Consider the following 21713-nt stretch of genomic DNA (forward strand, 5'->3'; position numbering starts at 1 on the left):
TTCCGATTTGTATTGTATTTTTGTTATTTATCGCAAAAATACAATACAAATGAATTTTATTTCCTTCCAAAAAGCCTTTCAGGAGCGCGATGTCATTCCCGTCAATGACATCCTCAAACAGTTCCCGGACTTTGATACGCGCCGTTTGGTGGAATGGCAGAACAAGCAGTACCTTCAAAAACTCATCAATAAATACTATACCTGGCCCCAAAAGCCAATCTCGGAAAGTCGTCTTTTTTTTACGGCCAATCGCCTGTGCAGCAACTCCTACGTGTCGCTGTGGTCGGCGCTGCGGTGGTATGGCTTCATTCCCGAAGGAGTCTATCAGGTCTTCTCGGTATCTTCCAAACAAACCCATCATTTTGAAACCGTGTTGGGGCATTTTAACTATCATCACCTCAAACCCGACCTGCTGTTTGGCTACGGACCGCAGCGATTGGAAAACCGCGACTTCCTGATGGCCGAGCCCGAAAAAGCGCTCTTGGATACGTTTTATCTCAACCCAAGCCTCAAAGACGAACTCGATCTGGAAGCCATGCGGCTCAATCTCGACCTCATCGCCGAGCGCTGTTCCGTAGAAAAACTGATAGCTTATGCCGATGCTATCGCCAACAAACGCGTATCCAAACTGACCTCCATCCTTCTCGGCCAATTACCGCAATGATTACGTTAGAAGCCATCAAAAAATACTATCCAGCGCATTTGCATGGATTTGAGCGCGAACTATTGCGCGAATACCTCCAATGTCAAATTTTGCAAATTCTCTTTGACAGCCCCTTGGGCAAACACTTTGCCTTTTTGGGCGGGACCTGCCTGCGGTTGGTGCACGAAAACAAGCGCTTTTCGGAAGATTTGGACTTTGACAACTTTGCCGTATCGGCAGCGCAGTTTGACCAAGTGGCCGAAATCGTGGAAAAAGAGCTCAAGGGCAGCGGCTACGAAGTCGAAATACAGGTAGCAGGCAAGGGCGCTTACCGCTGCAACGTCAAATTTCCGCGTCTGTTTTTTCAGCACGGCTTGAGCGGGTATCAGGAAGAAAAACTGTTGATTCAGCTCGACAGCGAGGCGCAGAACTTCCCGTTTGAGAAAGAAACCTACATTCTCAACCGTTTCGGGATTTTTTCGCAAATCAACGTTACCCCACTCGACCTGATGTTTTCCCAAAAATGCTACGCCATTCTCAACCGACCGCGCAACAAAGGCCGCGATTTTTTTGACGTGGTGTTTTTATTGGGCCTCAACGTCAAGCCCAACTACGCGTATCTGGCGCAAAAAGTGGGCATCACCACGGCCACACAACTGAAAGAACGCTTACTGGCCCATTGCGAAAAACTCAACATGGACGAACAGGGCCGCGATGTGGCCTCGTTTCTCTTCACTCCCAGCGATGTCCGAATGGTGACACTCTTTCCTCAAATCATTAAACAGGCAGTTATTTAGCATTTTATACCACCATGAACCTTAAAACCTTTGCCCAACAGGCGCGTACGATTCTGATGGGCGGCGTGGCAAAAAAAATCAGTTATTGGGGCTTTGATGCCCAGGGACACCTCACCGAAGAGCCGAAGTGGGTAGAAGGCGGCTATTTTTTCCGGGGCGAACCCTACGACAATGCCGGTGCCAAACCCCGCTACCAAAAACTGCGCGAGGCCATTAGGAAGCGGGGCGTGCGCGAAGTGACCGAAGAGGCCGCCTATACGTGGTTTAACCGCATGGTAGCCCTCAAAATCTTATCGGCCAACGGCTACGAACTGCCCACGCTCGACTACGCCGACGGCAACCAACACCTGCCCCAACTCCTCCAACGCGCCCGCCGTGGCGAATATACCACCTACCTCACCGCCAACGAACAGGGCCGCATTCAACGGGTGCTGCACGACTACGCCATGGATACGGCCGCTTTCGGGATTTTGCTGACGGGCTATTGCCACGCGCACCCGCTCATTCAACGGGTGTTTGGGGGCATCGACGATTATACCGAATTGCTCCTACCCGACGATATTCTGGACGCCAACGGCTTTTTGCACCTGCTCAATACCACCGATGCCCTCACCGAGGCCGACTACCAACGCGTGGAGCTGATTGGGTGGCTGTATCAGTTTTATGTAGCAGATCGAAAAGATGAAGTAGTAGGGTTCTCAAAAAGCGGAAAAAAAGTAGAGACGAAAGATATACCCGCAGCGACTCAAATATTTACGCCCAATTGGATTGTAAAATATATGGTTGAGAACACCGTGGGAAAATTATGGCTAAATCTCCACCCTGACAGTTTACTGAAAAATGACTTAAAATATTTGGTAGAAAGTGCTGATACCAAGTACGATAGTCCCATTATAAAAGAGGTATCACAATTAAAACTTCTTGATCCGGCGGCGGGATCCGGCCATATCCTGGTGGAAGGATTCGACCTTTTGTATGAGATGTACATGGAAGAATTCTACACGCCCGAAGAAGCGGTAGAAAGTATCTTACAAAACAATTTATTCGGGCTAGATTTAGATAAACGGGCTGCTCAATTGGCAAAGTTTGCAGTACTGCTGAAAGCAGCCAAAAAATACAAGGACGTTATCAAAAAAGGCTGGGTACCGCATATTTATTCAATGCCTGAATCGGCAGATTTTAGCCGTCAGGAAATTTTTGATTTTTTGGGTTTGGTAGGAGTAAAATACGAAGATGAACTCATTGCAGTTCTAAACTTGATGAAAGAAGCCAAGAATTTAGGGTCTATCATGAAATTTTCAATCAGTGTAGAAGCGGCTGATTTTTTCGCAAAAAGGCTGGTTGAATTGGAAAATAAGCCCTTTAAAAGCTTTGATGAAGAAATAATTTATTCTAAAATAGGCCCCTATTTAAGAGTATTATTTCTCCTTTTAAAGAAATATGAAGCCGTTGTAGCAAATCCTCCCTACATGGGTAATAAATGGATGAATGAAAGCTTAGCTAAATACATTGAAAAAAACTATGCTGATTCAAAAACGGATTTAATGACGGTGTTTATTGAAGTGTGTCATAATCTCATGGTTGATAAGGCTTATTCAGGCATAGTGACTCTTGACAGTTGGATGTTTTTGTCTTCATTTGAAAAATTAAGAAACCTAATTTTTACACAATCCAATATTGATTCATTAGTTCATATAGGATGGAATAGCTTTCCCGATGGACATCCTTATAATAGAGGCGTGGCATTTTGTTTATGCAAGTATAGTAACAGAGCAGGTATCTATATTAATCTCAGTAATGTACCAGCTACGGTCGATAAACATACGCTATTCCTTGAAAGAAATTTTTCAAATGATAACAAGCATGTTAAATCTGCCAAGGAATTCTCTAAAATACCCGGCTCCCCTGTTGCTTATTGGGTGAGTAACAGAATGATTGACTTATTTAACAAACCTAAAATTCAAGAAATTGGAAATGCTAAAGAAGGAATTGGAACAAGAGATGATGAAAGATTCATAAGATTTTCATGGGAAGTAAGTAAAATTAAAATTGGCAAAGATTTAAAATGGTTGTTAACAGATAAGGCTGGTAGCAATAGGAAGTGGTATTCCATGATTTTACATGTTATGAATTGGGAAAATAATGGATTTGAAATAAGAAATTTTAAAGATGGAAACGGTAAGTTAAAATCAAGACCGCAAAATATATCGTTTCTATATTTACCAGCGGTATCTTGGGGAAAAGTTACATCTGGGCAAAGTAGTTTTAGATACAGATCACAAGGTTATGGATTTAACGATGCGGCACCTTCACTTTTTAGTAATAAATATCTTTTTTACTTATGCGGCTTATTAAATACAAAAGTTACAGAAGCTCTATTATCAATTAGCGGTAATAACATTAATTATACAGTTGGATCTATTCAAAGTCTTCCATTAGTATTTGCCGATCCAATTGAAAAAATAGTAATTGAAGAAAAGGTTAGTTATTGCATCACCAATACAAAAAAAGACTGGGACAGTCGCGAAACGAGTTGGGATTTTGAAACCACGCCTTTGGGAGAGAAAGGGGCCAACCTGCCGGAAGCCTACCAACAATGGCAACGGGAAGTCACCCACGATTTTTTCCAACTCCACGCCAACGAAGAGGAACTCAACCGTATTTTCATCGAGCTGTACGGCCTACAGGAGGAACTCACGCCCGAGGTAGCCCTCAAAGACATCACTATCTTGCAGGAGGAACTCGATACTAACGCCTTGGTGGCCTTGGAGTCAGAATTTCGGGAGCGCGGCGCGGTCGAGCTGCCCATCAAACGCGAAGTCGTGATGCAGCAATTGATCTCTTACGCCATCGGCTGCATGATGGGCCGCTATCGGTTAGACAAACCGGGTCTGCACATCGCCCATCCCGACCCCACTGAAGCCGAATTGGCCCCGTATGAGATCGGCGGTTACCCCGTAGAAATCGACGCCGATGCCATTTTGCCGCTCATGGGCACCGCCGCCGATTTTCCCGACGATGTGTTGCACCGATTCAAAACTTTTCTGGATGTGCTGTGGGGCGAAGAAACGCGTATTGCCAACCTCAACTTTTTGCAGGAGTGCCTGAATCAGGATTTGGAAAAGTTTTTGGTCAACGGTTTCTGGAAAGTACATTGCAGCATGTACAAAAAGAAGCCCATTTATTGGCTGTTTGCCTCGCCCAAGGGGGCGTTTCAGGTGCTGGTGTACATGCACCGCATGAACAGTTTCACGGTCGAAAAGATCCGTTCCAATTACCTCATGGAACACCTGCGCAACCTGCGGTTTCAGATCGAACAACTAAGCAACCAGCCCGGCACCCTCGGCCGCGACGACGCCAAGCGCCTCGACAAGCTCCGCGCCGACCTGCTCGAATGCGAAACCTACGACCTGCACCTCAAGACAATCGCCGACGCCCAAATCTCCTTTGACCTCGACGACGGCGTCAGCGTCAATTACGAAAAATTCAAAGCGGTGGTAGCGGGGATAAAGTAGGAGTGAGTAGCGAGAAGTGAGTAGTGAGAATAACTTTGTGAAACTCTGTGCAAAACTCCGCGAAACTCCGTGTCAAAAATAAATCACTATCAATCAGTCATGCTGAAAGAAAAAATTATAAGCTATTTCCACCAATACCCCTCTTTGCGGGTGCTGTTCTTTTTCGACCCCGTAGGCGAGTTTACCGAAGAAGTAGCCAAGCTCACGGTCGACGACGTTCGCATCGTACCTTGGGACAACAATGATTTTCGGCTCAAAATCAAGTTGCACGGCGAGTGGAAAAACGAAAAGGTGTTTTTGTACCTCCCAAAAGCTGCCCCCCAAACCGCCGAACAGTACCGCGCTTTTCCGCTGTTGGATCTGCTCATAGCCAACAAAGAACTGCGGCTCGACGATGAGACCGAGTTTATGGAAGAATACGGCCTGCTGCCGTCACAACGGGCTTTGGTGAAACTATACATGCGGGAGCTCAAATACAAAACCACCAAAGAAGTGTGTCGTGAGCTGCTCAATCCGCACAATTTTGAAGAAAAAGCCTTGGTGCGGGGTCTATTTTCTGCTTTTCTGAAGTTTAAAAAAGTCGAAAGCTGGGCGTTGATCCTAGCCAAAACGCTGACCTACAGCCTACCGGGCCACGAAGAAGACCTCAAAAAACTGACCCAAAAAGTCAAGGAAAACGGCTTGCAGGCCGCCCTCAGTCACGCCGTACAGGAACTGCTGGGGCAGCCGCTCACGGGCTTAGATGCCGAAGCCTTGCGGGGCGTTTTGCAGCGCATTCGCTACAACCAGATCACCGAAGAAATCCCCGTGGCCAAAGACAACGACCCCTATCGAACCCTGAAAATCACCAAACGCGACACCCTCATTTACCTCAATCAACTGGTTCAGGAAGTACGTTTGCACGAAGCCCTGCACCACACATTTCAGCAAGCTCTGCGCGAGGCCGAAGATCAAATCAAAGGCACCAAACTGCTGGAGGTATACGGCTCCGACGCGCCTTTTTCGCTCTTTACGACCGATATGCTGTGGGCAATAGCCGCGCAGGAACAAACCAAAATCGAGTTTAATCCCAGGGCCGTACTGGAGCAATTGGAGCGCCTGATGCTCAAAGCCCATCAGGTCGCCGCGCTGCCCGAGTACCTGGGCATGATGAGCCAAACGGCGTGGATGATGTCTCACATCAACGCCATTCCGACCTACATTCTGGACCGTCCGGAGCAGTATTTGGAGCGCTACACCGCCGTTTGGTACCAGATAGACCAAACCTACCGCAAAGCCACGCGGTATTATCAGCAACTCGACCACTCCGAACTCCCCGAGCAAATTGAGCCCGACGCACTTCATTTGCTGCTCAACAAGCACTACGAAGCCTTTACCGAAAAGCTTAACCGCGAATGGCTGGCGTGCCTGTCGCAGGTCAGTTTTGATTACCGTCAACTGAACACGCCCAAACAATACGATTTTTACCGCAAAGAAGTCGCGCCTTTTGACCAAAAAACGGTGGTCGTCATTTCCGACGCCCTGCGGTACGAAGTAGCCCACGAACTGCTGGGCGAACTCCACGCCGACACCAAAAATACGGCCCAAATACGCTACCAACTCGCCGCCATTCCCTCCCGTACGAGCGTGGGCATGGCGCAGTTATTGCCCGGCACCCTCTGGCAGTTTAACGAAGGTGCTATTTTGTTGGACGGAATCTCTACCGAAGGCACCGAAAATCGGCAAAAGCTGCTGAGTCGTGCCAAATCGGACGCTGTGGCCATCACCTACACCGACTACGAGCGCAAAAACAAAGACGAGCGTCGGGAGTTGTTTAAGGCCTCCTTGGTGTATCTCTACCACGACGTCATTGACGCCACCGGCGACAAAAGCCCCTCGGAACGGCGCACAATCGAAGCCGTGCAAACGGCCATTCAGGAACTGAAAACCCTTGTCAAGCTGCTGCACGGCACCTACGCCGTAGCACGGGTACTCATCACCGCCGACCACGGATTTTTGTACAACGACCGCGAAATAGCGGAAAAGGACAAAGAAAAAGCCTCTGGCCTGCCCACTTTGAAAACCCATCAGCGCTACGAAATCGTCAAAACCGTTCAGGCCACGCCCATGGCGTATCAAATTCCGCTATCGGCCACGTCGGTTTTCACCGAGGAATGGTACGTACTGACGCCCAAGTCCACCAATCGCTACAAAAAACAGGGAGCCAGTCATCAGTTTGTCCACGGCGGCGGAAGTTTGCAGGAGTTGGTCGTACCCATCATCGAAAGCGCCCGCAAAAAGCAGGAAGTGATTGGGAAAGTACGCCCGATGCTGGTTAGCAATCAATTGAGAATCGTGTCAAACATTTTGCGGGTCAATCTTTTGCAGGAGAAAAAAGTGGGACGTTTTGAAAAAGAAATTACCTTGGCGGTAGGAATCTACAAAGACCTCGAATTGGTCAGCAATGAACAAACCATCGTCATGAACTCCACCTCTGACTCACCCACCGACCGTCAGCACCGCTTTGAGCTCACCCTCAGCCGGGCCGCCGCGAGTGAAACTTTCTTAAAACTGAGAGTAGTGGACATAGACGACCGACTCAACCCGCTCATCGAAGAACGCATCGAAAACAGTACGCTCATTCAACAGGATTTTTAACGTATGGACTTACAACAGAAAATCATCCGCTATTTTGAAGGTAAAGTGGTTCGTAAGGACCTGACGTCATTGGTCAAAGGCAACGCCGTTGTGCCTACCTACGTTTTGGAATACCTTTTGGGGCAGTACTGCGCCATCGATGACGAGAAGATTGTGCAGGAAGGCATCGAGAAAGTAAAGAATGTCATCAAAAACAATTACGTCCATCGCAGTGATGCCGAAGTTGTGAAGTCCAACATTCGTAATTCGGGAAATCACAAAATCATTGACAAAATCAACGTATCACTCAACGACCGAGCCAATGTTTACGAAGCGGAATTTGCCAATTTGGGCATTAAGCAAATCCCGATTGCAGATCGAATGGTGATACAGCATCCCAAACTTTTGAGCGGGGGCGGGGTGTGGTGCATTCTGACCATGAGCTACTCGCACGCCGCAGATACAACCATTCGCTGGATTGTGGAAGACCTTAAGCCCATTCAGGTATCCAACGTCAATGTAGAGCAGTACATCGAGACCCGACCGTCATTTACAACCGAGGAGTGGCTGGATCTGTTGATGCACAGCATCGGATTAAACCCGGAGTATTTTAACCGAAGGGGAAAATTTATCCAATTATCAAGGCTCATTACCCACGTTGAAAACAATTACAACTACATAGAATTAGGGCCCAAGGGCACGGGCAAATCCCACATTTTTTCCGAATTGTCGCCGCACGGCGTTCTGGTATCGGGCGGGGATGTGTCCAAAGCGCGGCTTTTTGTCAACAATTCAGGCAACCGAATCGGATTGGTGGGATACTGGGATGTAGTGGCGCTGGATGAATTTGAACAGGAAAGCGGTTCCAAACGCGTGGACGGCGATCTGGTCAAGATCATGCAGAATTACATGGCCAATCAGTCGTTTAATCGTGGGAAAGAGACCTATCAGGCAACGGCCTCCATGGCTTTTGTGGGCAATACCAAGCACTCCGTGCCGTATATGCTCAAAAACTCTCACCTTTTTGAGTCCATTCCCGAAGGATACATCAAAGGGGCGTTTCTGGATCGGATGCACCTATACATACCGGGTTGGGAAGTACGTATTTTGAAGAATCAGGTTTTTTCCAAAGGTTACGGTTTTATCGTGGACTACATCGCCGAAATCCTGAAAGAATTGCGAAAAGCCGATTACAGCGGTCTTATGGATTCCTTTGTGGAACTCGACGCTTCTCTCTCCACCCGCGACAAAACGGCCATTCGAAAAACGTTCTCGGGCTTGGTCAAGCTGTTGTATCCGGACAAAAAAATAACGGAGACAGAAGCCTTGGAACTGTTGGATTTTGCCATTGAAGGCCGAAAACGCGTCAAAGACCAACTTTACCTCATTGACGAGACGTTCAGAGCGGAGCCCGTTACGTTCAGGTACACCATCAAATCCTCCGGCAAAGAAGTAGCCCCCGAAACCCTCGAAAACCTGAACTATCAATCGGCCATGGCCGACAAAGCACAGGAAGCCACCTCGGAGGCAGACCCTTCAGAAGTTTCAGAAAAACCGGCTCCGGACGCCGCCCCCTCCATTCATCTGCACCCGCATCAGGTGAGTTTGAAAGACAATCAAACGGGGGTTTCGTACCAAAAGCTCTTCAGCGATTATTTAAAGGGAGCCACGAAAATTACTTTACAGGATCCGTACATACGGTTGCCATATCAATTCAAGAACCTACTCGAATTCTGCGGAATGTTGGACAGTATCAAAGAGCCGGATCAGGAAATTGAGTTGGAAGTTGTTACGTTCAATACTCCCGATCATTTGCAGGATTCTACCGACAATTTTGAGGAATTAAAGGAAAACTTACAGGATTTGGGCATTCATCTCTCCTACCGATTTGACGCTCAGCTTCACGACCGCAGTATTTACGCCAACAACGGCTGGAAAATTTCACTGGGCCGGGGCTTAGACATCTTCGACCGCATCGAAGGTCGCTTCAACATCGCCGACATCGATCAAACTCGCAGGAAATGTAAGGCGTGTGATATTACTTTTTTAAGATTTTGAGAAGGCAATCAGTATGAAAATAGTTTGCATGAATACATCAAAACGCGGGAACGTATGGATGCGCGTAGGGCTAATGCAATTGGCTGCACTCATCGGAACAACGTTGTATGGTCAGGCGAATCTTTCAGATTCATTTCGTGCCCGGGCAGAGGTGTTTTTTAATGAAGGCAATAACGTAAAAGCGCTGGAATATTACCAAAAAGCATTTCAGGCCGCTTTCCACAAAGATGTGGATCGTACGGCCAATTTGTGCGTTGACATCAGTACGGTTTATTACACCGAAAGCAAGTACGAAGCAGCCACTCAAAAGTGTTGGGAGGGGTTGAAAATGCTGTCTTCTGCGGCCCCTGATTCGCTGTTTTTTAAGTGCTATTCCAGCCTTGGAGAGATGTACAAAAAGCGCTATATGGCCGATTCAAGCCTTTTTTTCTTCCAAAAAGCCAATGCGTTAGCCGACAGTAAACCTGAACTGCTCAAACAAATTCCCGATTATGTGTTATACAGTTACAACAATCAGAGTCGGTTTTATTTTCTTAACGAAGACTATGGCCAGGGAATCGCCCTGTTCAATAAAGCCATTGAGGTTTCAAAAAAGCTCAACAAAAAAGACGATGCCGCCATTTTATCCAACAACATTGCGGAGTATTACGAAATTTTAGGGGATTATTCCAAGGCATTTCAGTCGCGCCAAAGTGCCGTTCAGACCTACTCCAAAAAAGATATTTCCCTTTGTCAAATGTATTCCGGATTGGGGTGGGATGCTTATTTACTGAACAAAACGCAATTGGCAATAACGTATTTTGTAAAAGCGCTGACCCTGTTGGAGCAAATCAAAGCCAAACAACAAAATCCTGATTACGAAGCGTATACGCTCAATCTTCTGGGAAACTGTTATGTAAAATTAGCTGATGTTCGCCGGGCAAAAAGTACGTTTCTTACCGCTTTGTCAATTACGGAACGCCAGAAAGTCATGAAAGGGAAAGTTCTTGCTGACAGTTATATAGGATTAGGACGAACGGCCGAGCAAACGAACCAATTTTCGTTGGCCCTTGACTACTATGAAAAAGCCCGAAACGCCTGTAGAAACCCTTTGAAAAAAGCAAATAAGACTATTTTAAGCGCTGTTTTAGCGCCAAAACCACTTTTTGAGGCAACTCGCTCCAAAGCGGAAGTATATGCTCAACTGTATGAACAATCCGGCAAAAAAGAGGACTTAAAAAAAGCTGTTGATACGTATACAGAACTCATTCGTCTCAGCGAGCAAATCAGAATTAACTTTCCCAGCCCGGAAACGAAGCTGTTTTATAGCGAAAAAGTGTTTAAAAGCTTCGAAAAAGCCATTCATCTGACGTATCAACTCTACGACCAAACGCACAACCCCCTTTACCAAAACCTGCTTTTTTCGTTGATCGAGTACAGCCGTTCAGCGGCTTTGAGGGATGCCTTGCAGGAGTTGAAAATCAAACCGGGCACAATTACCCCCCAATTGCTTTACGAAGAAAAAACGCTCCAACAACAAATTGCCAAGTTGTCAAATCAAATCGCTACCGAACGCGACAGCACAAAAGCCGTCAGTCAACGGCAGAAAATGAACGACTTAGAACTAAAGCGTAATACGTTGTTGCAGACTTTTGAGCAGAAATACCCCAACTATTACCGGGCCAAATACACCGATAAAATCAGTACCATTAAGCAGCTGCAACAGTTTTTGAAACCGGAAGAGTTGTTTGTGTCTTATTTTTGGAGCAAGCCCTATCTGTATATAACAGGCATCAGTAATAACAGCATGACCCTTCGACGTCAAGAAATTAACCCCGATCAACTTCAGGCGGCTCTGGATAAGCTATATAGAAGCCTGTATACTAATCCCGGGTTAAGCACGTACACGGCACAGAAATACAGTGTCTTGGTGTACGATTGGTTCATCAGTCCCTTACAAAAGGAATTAAAAAGCCATCCGAGGCTCATCATTGCCAGGGATGCCGTTTGCAATTTTCTGCCTTTTGAAGTATTAGAATCCGGCAAAAAGAAGCAGGATTATGTCGCCAATCAAGCGGCCATTCGGTATGCTTATTCGGCTACTACTTTACTTAATTCGGCAAGCCTTGTTCAGCCGCGATCTTCTACGCTCGCCGTAGCGCCGTTTGAATCACCGCTTCAAAGCACCGCCACACTGGGCTTCCAACCCCTACCGGCTTCGGGGGAAGAAGCACGTAGCATTGGCGACGTAACATTAGTCAACCAGGAAGCGACCAAAGCTCGGTTTTTGAAAGAGTATCCTAAACACACCGTTTTTTATTTAGCTACTCATGCTGCCATCGATAACGATAATCCCAACCAATCGTACATTGCTTTTCACCCTACCGCAAAACCATACCAGCTGTATACTAATGAAATATACAGTTTAGACCTCTCCCAAAGTAAATTGGTGGTTTTGGGCTCCTGCGAGGGTGGGAGCGGACTGTTGCACCGAGGCGAAGGGGTATTGAGTCTGGCCCGAGCGCTTACCTACGCCGGCTGTCCATCCGTGATAAGTACACTCTGGAAAGCTCAGGATCAAAGTACCGCCTATTTATCCAAACTTACCTATCAATTTATTCAGGAAGGACTGCCATTGGACATTGCTTTGCAAAAGGCACGTCAAACCTATTGGCAATCGCCGGTGGGTCGCAAATACAATCACCCCTATTATTGGTCCAATCTGGTCTTAATCGGCCATGCCGCCCCCCTTGAACTCTCCTCATCCTCTCGTGTTCCCTTCTATATTATTGCCCTCTGCTTGTTGGTGGGGGCCGTGGGTGGTTACGCTTGGAAAAAGAGACGCCAATAGAGTTGCCATTTGACTTTCCACTTTTCTACCTGGCTAACTTCATATTCACAGACCTCGCAGCTCTCCAATTGGGTTAGGTACTTTTCGGCTTTCACGAATTGTCCGCTTTTAAAACAGCTGACAACCAAATGCCATTCAGCCGCTTCTCGAAAATAAGGACGGATTTGGGTGGCTTTCAATACCTGTTCAAAGTGCTGGGTAGCTTCACTATATTTCCCTTCCGCCATTCCGGCCTGACCCGCGAAAAATTCATCAAAAGCCACTTTCTGTACGGCATCCATTTGAATCGGATCCGTATCGCGCATCACCTGTAAGTCGTAATCGGTAGGCGGCAACTGAATTGAACCGAACGACAAATAAAGCAAAAATGCCACGCAAGCCGCCATTCCTCCTAAAAGCGCATATCGCCAAGGCAGTTGCGGTTGAGGCATCGGTTTTGGCTGCTTTTTTCTCAGCAATTGGAGCGTATCCCGCATTCGTTGTTCTACCTGAGCATCCTGTATGGTTTTCATGGCTTTTCTTATTTGCTGAACTTCCTTGGCTAACATCGTATCGTCCTGCATGGCGTTTTCCAACCACTCTACCTCAGGGTGACTGAGTTTTTTCTTCCAATAAGCTTCCAGCCATTCCTGGCGTTCTATTTCATCCTGTGGTATCATAGTTCGTTTACTAAGCCTGACAATTTTTTCATACAACGGTGTTTCTCCACTCTTAAAGCCCCAAGCGAGATTTGCAACTCCTCCGCAACTTCTGTTAAAGGACGATTTTCTGCATAGTAGGCAGATAAAATTTTTCGACACTTTTCGCCTATTTTTTGAAACACCTGGTAAGCCGTATCATTTTGTATCATTTCGCTCAACGGAGTTGTATTCTCTACTGAACCGGTCATGGCGGCGGCGGTCTCTTCCCTCTGTAAGCGCCTACTGTCACCTCGATTTTTATTTAACCATTCATTCCTGACAATACTGTAAAAGTAGGTATCCAAAGAAGCGACTCCGACGGCATCAAATTTGTCCTCCTGAATATGATGCAATAAAGCCAATAGACTATCGTGCAAAACGTCCTCTGCGTCTTCATAATTCCCCCCCAAACGTTGCACCAAGCGAATAGATTTTCCCTCAAAACGACGGTACAGATTCGTCGTAATACCTTCCACATTCTCGCCTATTCTTAGTTGTTCGACGATTTCCTGCGTAGTAAATGATTTTTTTTGAATCACTAATTTATTGATTTTCAAACAGTTGAAAAATACTTTTAAAAATACTCTAAATAAACGGGTTTGTACCCCCTGACATTTTCCCCTTCTCAGCATAAACATACGAGCTCACCCGATAATCAGCCCGGGGGTACACATAATAGGCTGCTTTTCAAAAACCTTTCACTACAAATAACATGCAAAATGTTAGAGAGAAAGGCCAAATGAAACGCAGATTTCATTGGTCAAAAACCGCCCTTTTGGGACTGACTTTGGGAGCTTATCTTTCCGCTTGCAGCACAAATCTTCCTGAGCCACGCCACAATGAGCCAAAAGCTCATTCTCTAAAGCCAGCATCCGTTTCGGACTCTACACTTACTGCAGAAGCACCACCTAAAGACGTTAACGGAGGGGGCTAATCAGTGCCGAGGATGAGCAGGTGGAAGTGCCTGCTCATCCTTTTTTTCCCGTTCGCAAAATAGGCAAAGAATCCATAAATTCCTGACGATACGATTGGGTAACTGTAAAATTTTGAGAACCTATAAAGACCGTATCATGATTTACTAATTCTATATGAAATAGATTTACTACCTGTTTGCGTGAAATACGGACGAAATTGGGATCATTCAATTGCTCCAACACATTGGCCAAATAGGTGGAAACCCGATATTGTTTATTGCCCACGGTCAAAATATCTACGTAGGCTCCTGAAGCAGTCAGAGCTATAATGTCAGTTTTGGCTACACGTTCGTACTGGTTTTTATGACCCACAAACACAAAATCGGCCAATGCAGTTACGGTATCATTCATCATCTGTTTTTTAGTAATTACACCCCGAAAAGGTGGAGAATGTTACAGAACGTACCCTGATTTTTTGAGAAGTTTTTTACTTTTTTGGTTTAAAACAAATAATGAGATGAGTCCTCACCTTACTCCTACTTCCAAAACCCGACTGACGGTAAAGACGGCACCGCGCTGCACCTCAAAATTTCGGCATTGAACCTTGCCCATTGCGGGCGTAATAGATATCACATGGGGTGTTTTGATGAGTACATCATCAAAAACATAAGGTACGTGTCCACATGACCAAATCGCGGGGTTGGACCAAAGCCCCAAAGCCGTAGTCTGGCACAAAGTAGAGCCAGTAAATCCTGCCGTTTTAAGGGTTGTGTCGGCCCAAATCTTGCTCATGTTGGTAAGCCTAAAAAACTGATTACCTGTATATTGCACACCGGTTGTATATTGTGTGCCGGGATTGACGACAGAAAGCCGCGATCGAAAAGGAGCTGCGTTAGCTGCGGACGAAGTAGCGGAGTAATTGGCTTTTCCCAAGCCTGTAGCCTCATGCCCTTGTAACCCATGCCACATACCAAGTAAACTGCCATTTAGCAGCATCAAGGGTGGTGATAGACATAGTTTTGAAACCGAGGGTGTTTGATAAGCACGAAGCTGGTTTGATTTGACACGCCAATACTGCCATTCACTAAAGGTTAGATACATCCCATAGTACAGACCCACTATCCCCTCGTAGCTTTCCCACAAATAAAAGTCCCGATTTTCTAAAGGAGTAACCATACCGGTAGGATTGTAGGTAGAGTCACAGTGTTGCCAAACACTTCGTCGGCGTTGCCTGTATTGGCAAAAACACTTAGCTTTTGGGCATGAATGTAGCGAACCGCGCTGTCTTGCCTGACACGCCTGACTTTTGCCGAATAGCCATGATCATCCAAAAATATGGCATGCACGCCCATTGCCTTCCAAAGGTCAACTTTTTGCCTGATTTGGGTGTTGTTCCAAGGAGTGGGGTTGGACAAATGCCGCCCCAGCCAAACATAACCAAAGACCTTGACTTGGTTTTTGATGTTGTTGATAATCGTGGCGGTATTGGTATGGTCGCCGTGGCTTGGATTTTCCGAGCCAGCTTCCAAAACCACATACTCGTATTGCCGAAAAGTATTACTCGCTGTTACAAGATTACCTGCTGTACTGTTGACAAGCAACGGGTAGCCATAGTAAATCAAGCGTTTTTTTGGGGTTGTTTGAGCTAGTAAGCTACCACTTATCAAGCATAAGCAAAGCAGTAATTTGTTCATGAGCTTCTTTTATTTGTTTCTACTTCAGGATTATAGACTGGGAATAGTATGACTGTTCTATTTGTCTCCATTAGTAGAGAGCATTTTAAAGTGCATCATAAGACCAATTAAATACTTTCACCGCTGAAGGGACTCCCTGATTAATTTGTAATTCAATAAAACCAACCTTATCAGGTGTTCTAATCATGTCGGCGATAGACTGATCATTATCTACCGAAAATTGCGGAACAAACATATTATCCAAAAATAATTGCACACGCCATTTACGATTGGTGAGTTGAGTCTCAACGATTTTGACTTTATGATTTTTGCCATCAATAAAATTATTTATCTGTTTTTCAGCAATTTTTTTACCATTGGGGTCTACAAAAAATGTAGTTGGAGTGCCATTTTCAACAGCAAAACAAAAACCAATGCGGTTTTGAGATGCGCTTCTGAATTTTGTATCAGTAGGCCATAAAGCCAAATAAAAGCACGAGGTGGGGTGTAATGTATTGGTAGAAAAACTAAACTCCGTAACAAATCCAGTTCTTATATCTACACCTTGCCGCATTAAAATAATCGCAGGTGATTTTAAGCGGGTATCAAGTACCGCTTCTTTATTCGTGACGGTCACACCTGAATACCCTAATTTTACATCTGAACTACTAAACCCTCCGATCGAAAAACTTTCCAATACCTGGGTGCTGACCTGAGCGTCATAATAATGCTCTGCAAGTGACGTATTATTATTGGTTGAGGCCACATCTACTATGCAATTTTCAAGTAAAATGGGGTCAGTAATTCCTGCTTTTTCACAAATAGTTCTGGCCGCATTACGTTGGGCAGTAGTTATATTGAGAGGATTTCGAGGGAAATTACGATCGGTGTAAGTATCGGTATTTTTACCAGTATCATAGACAAAAAGCGATTCGCTTTGCTTGATACGCCAACTATCAGCGTAGCGGGGGTACAATTCATTGTATATCTCTTTAATAATTCCTCCTCCTTGTATCTGCAAGTCGTTTTGAGGCTGCTCGTCAAAATTGCCAAGCACACCCCGTAGCTTGCCTCGACGGTTTTGATTGGGAGTGACATAATAATCGAGATTGACATTATGGAGATATACTTTGATTTCATCTTGATTGGCTGTAGTGACAAAAAAAGTACTGCCGTCTTTAATAATCATGCCTCCATTGGATAGTGCTTGTGATTGGAAACTATTTCCAAGATTTTGACCATTTAAAAACACTCTATTGGGAGGATAGAAACACACCTTATCATTATTCGAACGAATAGCCAGTCCTGTGTTCCAGGATACTGTACCATCGCTATTCAATGATTTAACCTCTTCTTGTCGTGCCTGTATTTCAAAATTATCGGACGTTGATTTCAATACCGTAAATTCACCTGCTGCCATGAAACTAAACGAAGCTCCATCAAATGTGCTAATATGCGGATCACCATTGCTGGAAGCAGTGCTTCTTTCTTGTGTGTCGTTGGCTATGGGGTCATCAGGTAATCCAGCAGGCTCAAAATTTAGTATTTTCCCATAATAAACACCATTGTATGACCTTCCAAAAGCACGAAAATATTTTTTACGACTTCCCACAAAATCATAGTCAACATCATATGATTGTGGAGGCTTAATCGTTCCCTTTGCCAGAAGGTACGTCGCACCTCTTGGCGGCAAATATGAGCCAGAAGATTCAATATAATCAAATCGGAGTTTCGTAGAGTCTTCTGACACTAAAAAACCATGTATTTGAATCGGAGTATCTCCCAAAGACCTGACTACGCCATTCAATTTGGCTTTTTTGTCGGTAATACCAGAAGCGGCTAATGTTTCAATGATAGGTGGCTGTTTAGACTGATCATCCGTAAGCATGACGTATGCTTCCGTAGTGGCTAATTTGAGTAGCTGATAATCCATCCAAATGTAGCCACTCCTAATTTTTAGTGATTCTCCCGCTTTTTTATGCCAATCTTGTCCCCAACTGTTTTGTATCAAAAAAGCATTGTCTTTTTTACTATATCCCGCTATCACGACAGCATGGTAGCGATGCTTTTTAGTCTTAGGGTCAAGTGTTGCGTTAGGGTCATATTTATTCCATAAAAAAGCTCCATCGTTCAATCTTTGGGAGGGATTCACAAAATTATCATCTAATCTAAGTACTACAATAACTGGAATATCAAAAAAAACAAACTGCTGGATAGTTTTTAAATCAATGTTGATACGCCCCCAGTTTTTAATTTTGAACGGCAGGGCTTTTTGTTTTTGTGCATCACTGGGAGAGGGCAGATGAGAGTTTTGAAAAGGCATATCTCTCCATTTACAGACACCATGATGTTGTACTAAATCAAGTGCTTTATACGTGTATGTTCCCTCATCTTTTCCATTATTTATTGAATTATAAATAAAGGCTGGACTGAAAACAGCATCAGCGTTTGTGCGCCCATTACCATCGTCATAACCCATACCTGAAAATTTATTATATATCGCACTTCTCGCCGCATATCCTACAGCCCATCCTACACAAGAACCTGTCGTCTTTTGATCTCCTATAGGAGGCATATAGGGGATGATGTATTCCTCTGCCAATGTTACCTTTTCAGCAGTTCGAGCAGCTATCAAGGGAGGCGAGATAAGCGGGATTTTCTTGTACTCATTGGAGTCAAGAGGGATAGCACCCGTATAAATTTCTCCGTTGGGTGCTATATCTATCTCATATACTTTCTTGCAGCTATTATTGATGAGCAAAGCAATGAGAACAATTCCGAAAAGACTAATATGGCGTCTCATGATTTTTTGATGCGAGTTGTTTTTTGTATGATTTTAATCCTAAGCACAATTTCGCTTCTAACGAACCAAATGGAGCAGTAATTGATTCGTAGTAGTGTGTAAACTGGGGTAGTCCCGAAACAAGGTGATTGTAACGAATACTTATATCCACACAAAGCGATTTTCCCAAAGAAACCTCCTGACCTAAGGTCACTGAGCCACCCCAATACAAGCTATTTTGTACATTTGGAGAAACACTCAGAGAATTGCTTTCGGTACTTTTGGTAACAAACTGAAATAGAGTACCTTGAAGGCTTGGAGATAAATAGACCCTTTTGTAGGGATAAACACGGCAGCCCACCCCCAAAGGGACACTTCTAAGTATGAAAGAGTGAGAAAAAAGCAATTCGCCATTTCGTTTGTATAGGTAGTCAGACTGCCACGGTACATACGCAGCTTCTGCATGAACACCTAAAAATTGATTAAATCTTTGGGTAAATATGATGCCCCCCCCTACCGCATAAACCAATCCCATACCTGTTGTAGCATTGGTCCATTTAGAGCTGGCAGTAGGCCATAAATAAGAACCCAACGCATACAATGAAAAACTACTGTACTTGTAAAAAGGTGGTGCTACTTTAACGGTATCCTCTATCTTTTTTTGCTTTACTTTCTGCACTATTACGGTAGGTTGAGGTTTTGGCTTTTCAGGGAGGTTTTTTTCATAGCCCAGTACATCCTTACGTCGTAAAGTCCTTATTTTTTGAGTATCGTCGGTGAGGGCGGTGTATTTTATTTCTCTGTCTGTTATTTCTATAATTTCACATTCAATAATTCTCCTATCTTTGGTTAGAATTAAATCAGGTTTCTGGCCTTTTGGCTTCTTTTGGAGTTGTAAAGGAATTGTTAGCTGTTGGAAGTTAGTTCTGAGGATGTTTGCAGGCCGTACGCTGAGACGCTGTATTTGATAATAATAGACACGGCCACTGGCATATCGCACTTTTACGATACTATCGGTGGGCATTTTATAAGTGGCCGCATTTTTTGTGTTCCGGAGCCTGTAAATAGCTTCTCGTTCTTTTATTTGTAGGGTGTAGGCGCGTACTTGACGGCCATTCACTTGGTAAATAATATCTACTTTTTGGGCTTTTAATTCCCCAAATACTACTATCAAAAAAAATATCAATATAAAATGTTTCATATATTGTTTAGTCAGTAAAGTTGATATACGTAGCTAATTTTTGTCCATTTTACCGACCCAAAATCACAAACTCTACCCTTCTATTTTGGGCTTTGCCGTCTTCAGTAGTATTAGGCGCAATGGGGCGAGCTTTGCCGTAGCCTTTGGCGCGGAGGCGGATGCTTGATATGCCTTTAGAGAGCAGATATGAACGTACTGCCTCAGCGCGGTCCTGCGACAGTTCTTGATTGGGGACATCACCACCAACGTTGTCGGTATGTCCTGCAATTTCTACTTTTACCGAAGGGTTGGCTTCCATCAGCTCCGTCAAACGGTTGAGTTCAGCATAGGATTCAGGTAATAGAGTGTATTTACCATTAGGGAAGAAGAGGTTGTTAAGGGTAATGGTTGAGCCAGCCTCAATGGGCATCGTGACTACCTCGCGCACGGTGTAGTTTTTGATTTGAGGCGTGGGTTTGCCTTTTACTACTTTGGTTTCGCGCAAGTCAATATTTTGCGAACTTGCTACAAACTCACCATCTCCAACTACTTGTAGGCTGTACCGCTGACCGCGAGGCAGGGCAAACTGATAGCTGCCGTTGGCCGCCACGGGTATTTCGCCCAGTTGTTCGTTGGTAGCGAGGTTATAATAGATTACACGCAAGTTTTGGGCATTGGCTTGGTTGCTCACTTGCCCGCGTATGATGACTTCTTCGACGGTAGTGCTTGTTACTGGTTCAGGCTCATTTACGATTGTTTGATCAATGACGGTCGTCGTAGTTTGGTTGGTGTAACTTCCTCCCCCGCCATTTTGGTAATTGATACTATTGTTTACCCGAGGCGTGGGTGCAGCTACTTTGAGGTTTTGCCCGCTGATTTCGCCAAATTTTCCAAAAAACAACAACTCATACTCGCCACCATTGGGGTTGGTGGTCTCGACCGTTACTTTGTAGTTGCCTGCCGTTTTGCACTCAAAAATGGCATTTTTTAACCCAGGACTGTGTAGGTTTCTGTGCGCATCTACCTGTTGCCCAAACGCATCCGTGACACTCAGATTACATTCTCCCTCCGTAGTGCGTAGCATGACCTCTTGGTAGCCTACTTGGGCGGGCAGGGTATAGACGTGTTTGATGCTCTGGCGAGTCCATTTCTGAGTAATTTTTTGTTCTTGCGAGGGAAGGCGTTCAGGCTTTTTAATGAATTTACCGACGGCTTCTATTTTGTATTCTCCACGAGCATTTACCTCATTGGTACCTATTATAATTTTATAAATTCCCTTTTCTTTGGCTTGTTCGGTACAATATTCAACACCAGGACTATTAGTATTGACATGATTCATTATTTTTCCACTTGGGCTAACCACTCGTATGAATATAGGTAAACCTGTTGATTCGACGTTAATGTCAAAATGACTATCCCGTTCAGGTTCAAACAAATAGAGTTGATTTCTCGGGGAGTACCATGCGTAACTGCCGCCGCCGCCCCCTTCTTCACCGAAAGAACTATTATCCATAGGGACATATTCAACTGGTAATAATTGAACGTTGGAGATACTGCCTTCAAAATTGATTTCATAATTGTTTCGCTCGTATCGCTCACCATACACACATAACTTATAATTTCCAGCTTTGACGTTATCTATCCAAGCACTTCCCCAAGACCACACTCGCTGACCATTTGAAGAAAAAAGGCTCGCCCCAACAAATCCGTTTGAATTGTCACTCATGTTTAAACGAGGCATGTCTTGGTTGATGGTTATTGAATAGATGTGATTACGGGGCGAAGACCAATTCCACGTATTTGTTCCCCCCGCGCCATATTCCTTCCACTCCCCCCGAATGGTTTTACCCGCAGAGAAAATAGAACGGCTTGTTCCCCCCGAAGAGGAAGGTGCTTTTCCCGTTTCGAGGGTGGTATTTACTTTTTGCAAACCCTCATTGATGCGTTCTAATAATCCTTTCTTTTGTTGGGCTTGAGTGCTGAGGGTAATGAGTAACAAAATGAGTATCTTTTTCATTTGGCTTT

General features: G+C 44.9%; 15 protein-coding genes. 7 read left to right on the forward strand and 8 right to left on the reverse strand.

Features of this window, described 5'->3' with window-relative positions; genetic code table 11:
* The first annotated feature begins 7 nt into the window (after window positions 1-7).
* From G563_RS36850 to G563_RS0109015, 6 genes are all read left to right on the forward strand, one after another.
* Window positions 8-664, forward strand: a complete 657-nt coding sequence (locus tag G563_RS36850) for a type IV toxin-antitoxin system AbiEi family antitoxin domain-containing protein (protein ID WP_229598466.1) — start codon at window positions 8-10, stop codon at window positions 662-664.
* Entirely contained in the window at window positions 661-1440 is a 780-nt protein-coding gene (locus tag G563_RS0108995) for a nucleotidyl transferase AbiEii/AbiGii toxin family protein (protein WP_028665036.1), read from the forward strand. Before G563_RS36850 ends, G563_RS0108995 begins: the two co-directional genes overlap by 4 nt.
* A 14-nt stretch (window positions 1441-1454) precedes the next feature.
* Window positions 1455-4955 carry a BREX-1 system adenine-specific DNA-methyltransferase PglX gene (pglX, locus tag G563_RS0109000; protein ID WP_028665037.1) on the forward strand — a complete coding sequence of 1167 codons (3501 nt, stop codon included), beginning with the start codon at window positions 1455-1457 and terminating at the stop codon, window positions 4953-4955.
* Window positions 4956-5054: 99 nt separating this feature from the next.
* Window positions 5055-7592, forward strand: a complete 2538-nt coding sequence (gene pglZ, locus G563_RS0109005; RefSeq protein ID WP_157585190.1) for a BREX-1 system phosphatase PglZ type A — start codon at window positions 5055-5057, stop codon at window positions 7590-7592.
* A 3-nt stretch (window positions 7593-7595) separates the two neighbouring features.
* On the forward strand, window positions 7596-9629 hold the full coding sequence (brxL, locus tag G563_RS0109010) for a BREX system Lon protease-like protein BrxL (protein WP_028665039.1): 2034 nt from the start codon (window positions 7596-7598) through the stop codon (window positions 9627-9629).
* 28 nt (window positions 9630-9657) lie between these two features.
* Entirely contained in the window at window positions 9658-12459 is a 2802-nt protein-coding gene (locus G563_RS0109015) for a CHAT domain-containing protein (protein ID WP_028665040.1), read from the forward strand.
* Here the strand turns inward: G563_RS0109015 and G563_RS0109020 are convergent.
* Together G563_RS0109020 and G563_RS0109025 are read right to left on the reverse strand one after the other, a co-directional pair.
* Window positions 12432-13118 (reverse strand): hypothetical protein, encoded by a 687-nt coding sequence (locus G563_RS0109020; protein ID WP_028665041.1) that lies wholly within the window; start codon window positions 13116-13118, stop codon window positions 12432-12434. The genes G563_RS0109015 and G563_RS0109020 overlap by 28 nt on opposite strands.
* Window positions 13115-13696 carry an RNA polymerase sigma factor gene (locus tag G563_RS0109025; protein ID WP_169579740.1) on the reverse strand — a complete coding sequence of 194 codons (582 nt, stop codon included), beginning with the start codon at window positions 13694-13696 and terminating at the stop codon, window positions 13115-13117. Before G563_RS0109025 ends, G563_RS0109020 begins: the two co-directional genes overlap by 4 nt.
* Window positions 13697-13878: 182 nt before the next feature.
* Here G563_RS0109025 and G563_RS0109030 point away from each other — a divergent pair, with 182 nt between their 5' ends.
* The gene (locus G563_RS0109030; RefSeq protein ID WP_169579741.1) at window positions 13879-14073 is read left to right on the forward strand and encodes a hypothetical protein; all 195 of its coding nucleotides are present in this window, start codon (window positions 13879-13881) and stop codon (window positions 14071-14073) included.
* A 34-nt stretch (window positions 14074-14107) separates the two neighbouring features.
* Here the strand turns inward: G563_RS0109030 and G563_RS34090 are convergent, their stop codons facing one another.
* From G563_RS34090 to G563_RS36855, 6 genes are all read right to left on the reverse strand, one after another.
* Entirely contained in the window at window positions 14108-14467 is a 360-nt protein-coding gene (locus G563_RS34090; protein WP_084650814.1) for a LytTR family DNA-binding domain-containing protein, read from the reverse strand.
* 111 nt (window positions 14468-14578) lie between these two features.
* Window positions 14579-15229, reverse strand: coding sequence for a hypothetical protein (locus tag G563_RS0109040; RefSeq protein ID WP_028665044.1), 651 nt, complete (start codon window positions 15227-15229; stop codon window positions 14579-14581).
* The gene (locus tag G563_RS0109045) at window positions 15214-15747 is read right to left on the reverse strand and encodes a hypothetical protein (protein ID WP_157585192.1); all 534 of its coding nucleotides are present in this window, start codon (window positions 15745-15747) and stop codon (window positions 15214-15216) included. Before G563_RS0109045 ends, G563_RS0109040 begins: the two co-directional genes overlap by 16 nt.
* A gap of 85 nt (window positions 15748-15832) precedes the next feature.
* Window positions 15833-18529, reverse strand: a complete 2697-nt coding sequence (locus G563_RS0109050) for a VWD domain-containing protein (RefSeq protein WP_084650815.1) — start codon at window positions 18527-18529, stop codon at window positions 15833-15835.
* Complete coding sequence (locus tag G563_RS0109055) at window positions 18513-19709, reverse strand: hypothetical protein (RefSeq protein ID WP_028665047.1); 1197 nt, start codon at window positions 19707-19709, stop codon at window positions 18513-18515. The genes G563_RS0109050 and G563_RS0109055 overlap by 17 nt, the downstream gene beginning before the upstream one ends.
* 49 nt (window positions 19710-19758) lie before the next feature.
* Window positions 19759-21705: an OmpA family protein gene (locus G563_RS36855; protein ID WP_028665048.1), complete on the reverse strand. Its 1947-nt coding sequence runs from the start codon at window positions 21703-21705 to the stop codon at window positions 19759-19761.
* Between the last annotated feature and the right edge of the window lie 8 nt (window positions 21706-21713).

This window comes from Runella zeae DSM 19591, from assembly GCF_000423565.1.
Lineage (GTDB): Bacteria > Bacteroidota > Bacteroidia > Cytophagales > Spirosomataceae > Runella > Runella zeae.

Coding starts and splice junctions, on each gene's coding strand:
- G563_RS0108995 (WP_028665036.1), top strand. CDS start 661: ATGATTACGTTAGAAGCCATCAAAAAATACTATCCAGCGCATTTGCAT.
- G563_RS0109040 (WP_028665044.1), bottom strand. CDS start 15,229: ATGGTTACTCCTTTAGAAAATCGGGACTTTTATTTGTGGGAAAGCTAC.
- G563_RS36855 (WP_028665048.1), bottom strand. CDS start 21,705: ATGAAAAAGATACTCATTTTGTTACTCATTACCCTCAGCACTCAAGCC.
- G563_RS34090 (WP_084650814.1), bottom strand. CDS start 14,467: ATGATGAATGATACCGTAACTGCATTGGCCGATTTTGTGTTTGTGGGT.
- brxL (WP_028665039.1), top strand. CDS start 7,596: ATGGACTTACAACAGAAAATCATCCGCTATTTTGAAGGTAAAGTGGTT.
- G563_RS0109030 (WP_169579741.1), top strand. CDS start 13,879: ATGAAACGCAGATTTCATTGGTCAAAAACCGCCCTTTTGGGACTGACT.
- pglX (WP_028665037.1), top strand. CDS start 1,455: ATGAACCTTAAAACCTTTGCCCAACAGGCGCGTACGATTCTGATGGGC.
- G563_RS0109020 (WP_028665041.1), bottom strand. CDS start 13,118: ATGATACCACAGGATGAAATAGAACGCCAGGAATGGCTGGAAGCTTAT.
- pglZ (WP_157585190.1), top strand. CDS start 5,055: ATGCTGAAAGAAAAAATTATAAGCTATTTCCACCAATACCCCTCTTTG.
- G563_RS0109055 (WP_028665047.1), bottom strand. CDS start 19,709: ATGAAACATTTTATATTGATATTTTTTTTGATAGTAGTATTTGGGGAA.
- G563_RS0109050 (WP_084650815.1), bottom strand. CDS start 18,529: ATGAGACGCCATATTAGTCTTTTCGGAATTGTTCTCATTGCTTTGCTC.
- G563_RS0109015 (WP_028665040.1), top strand. CDS start 9,658: ATGAATACATCAAAACGCGGGAACGTATGGATGCGCGTAGGGCTAATG.
- G563_RS0109045 (WP_157585192.1), bottom strand. CDS start 15,747: ATGAACAAATTACTGCTTTGCTTATGCTTGATAAGTGGTAGCTTACTA.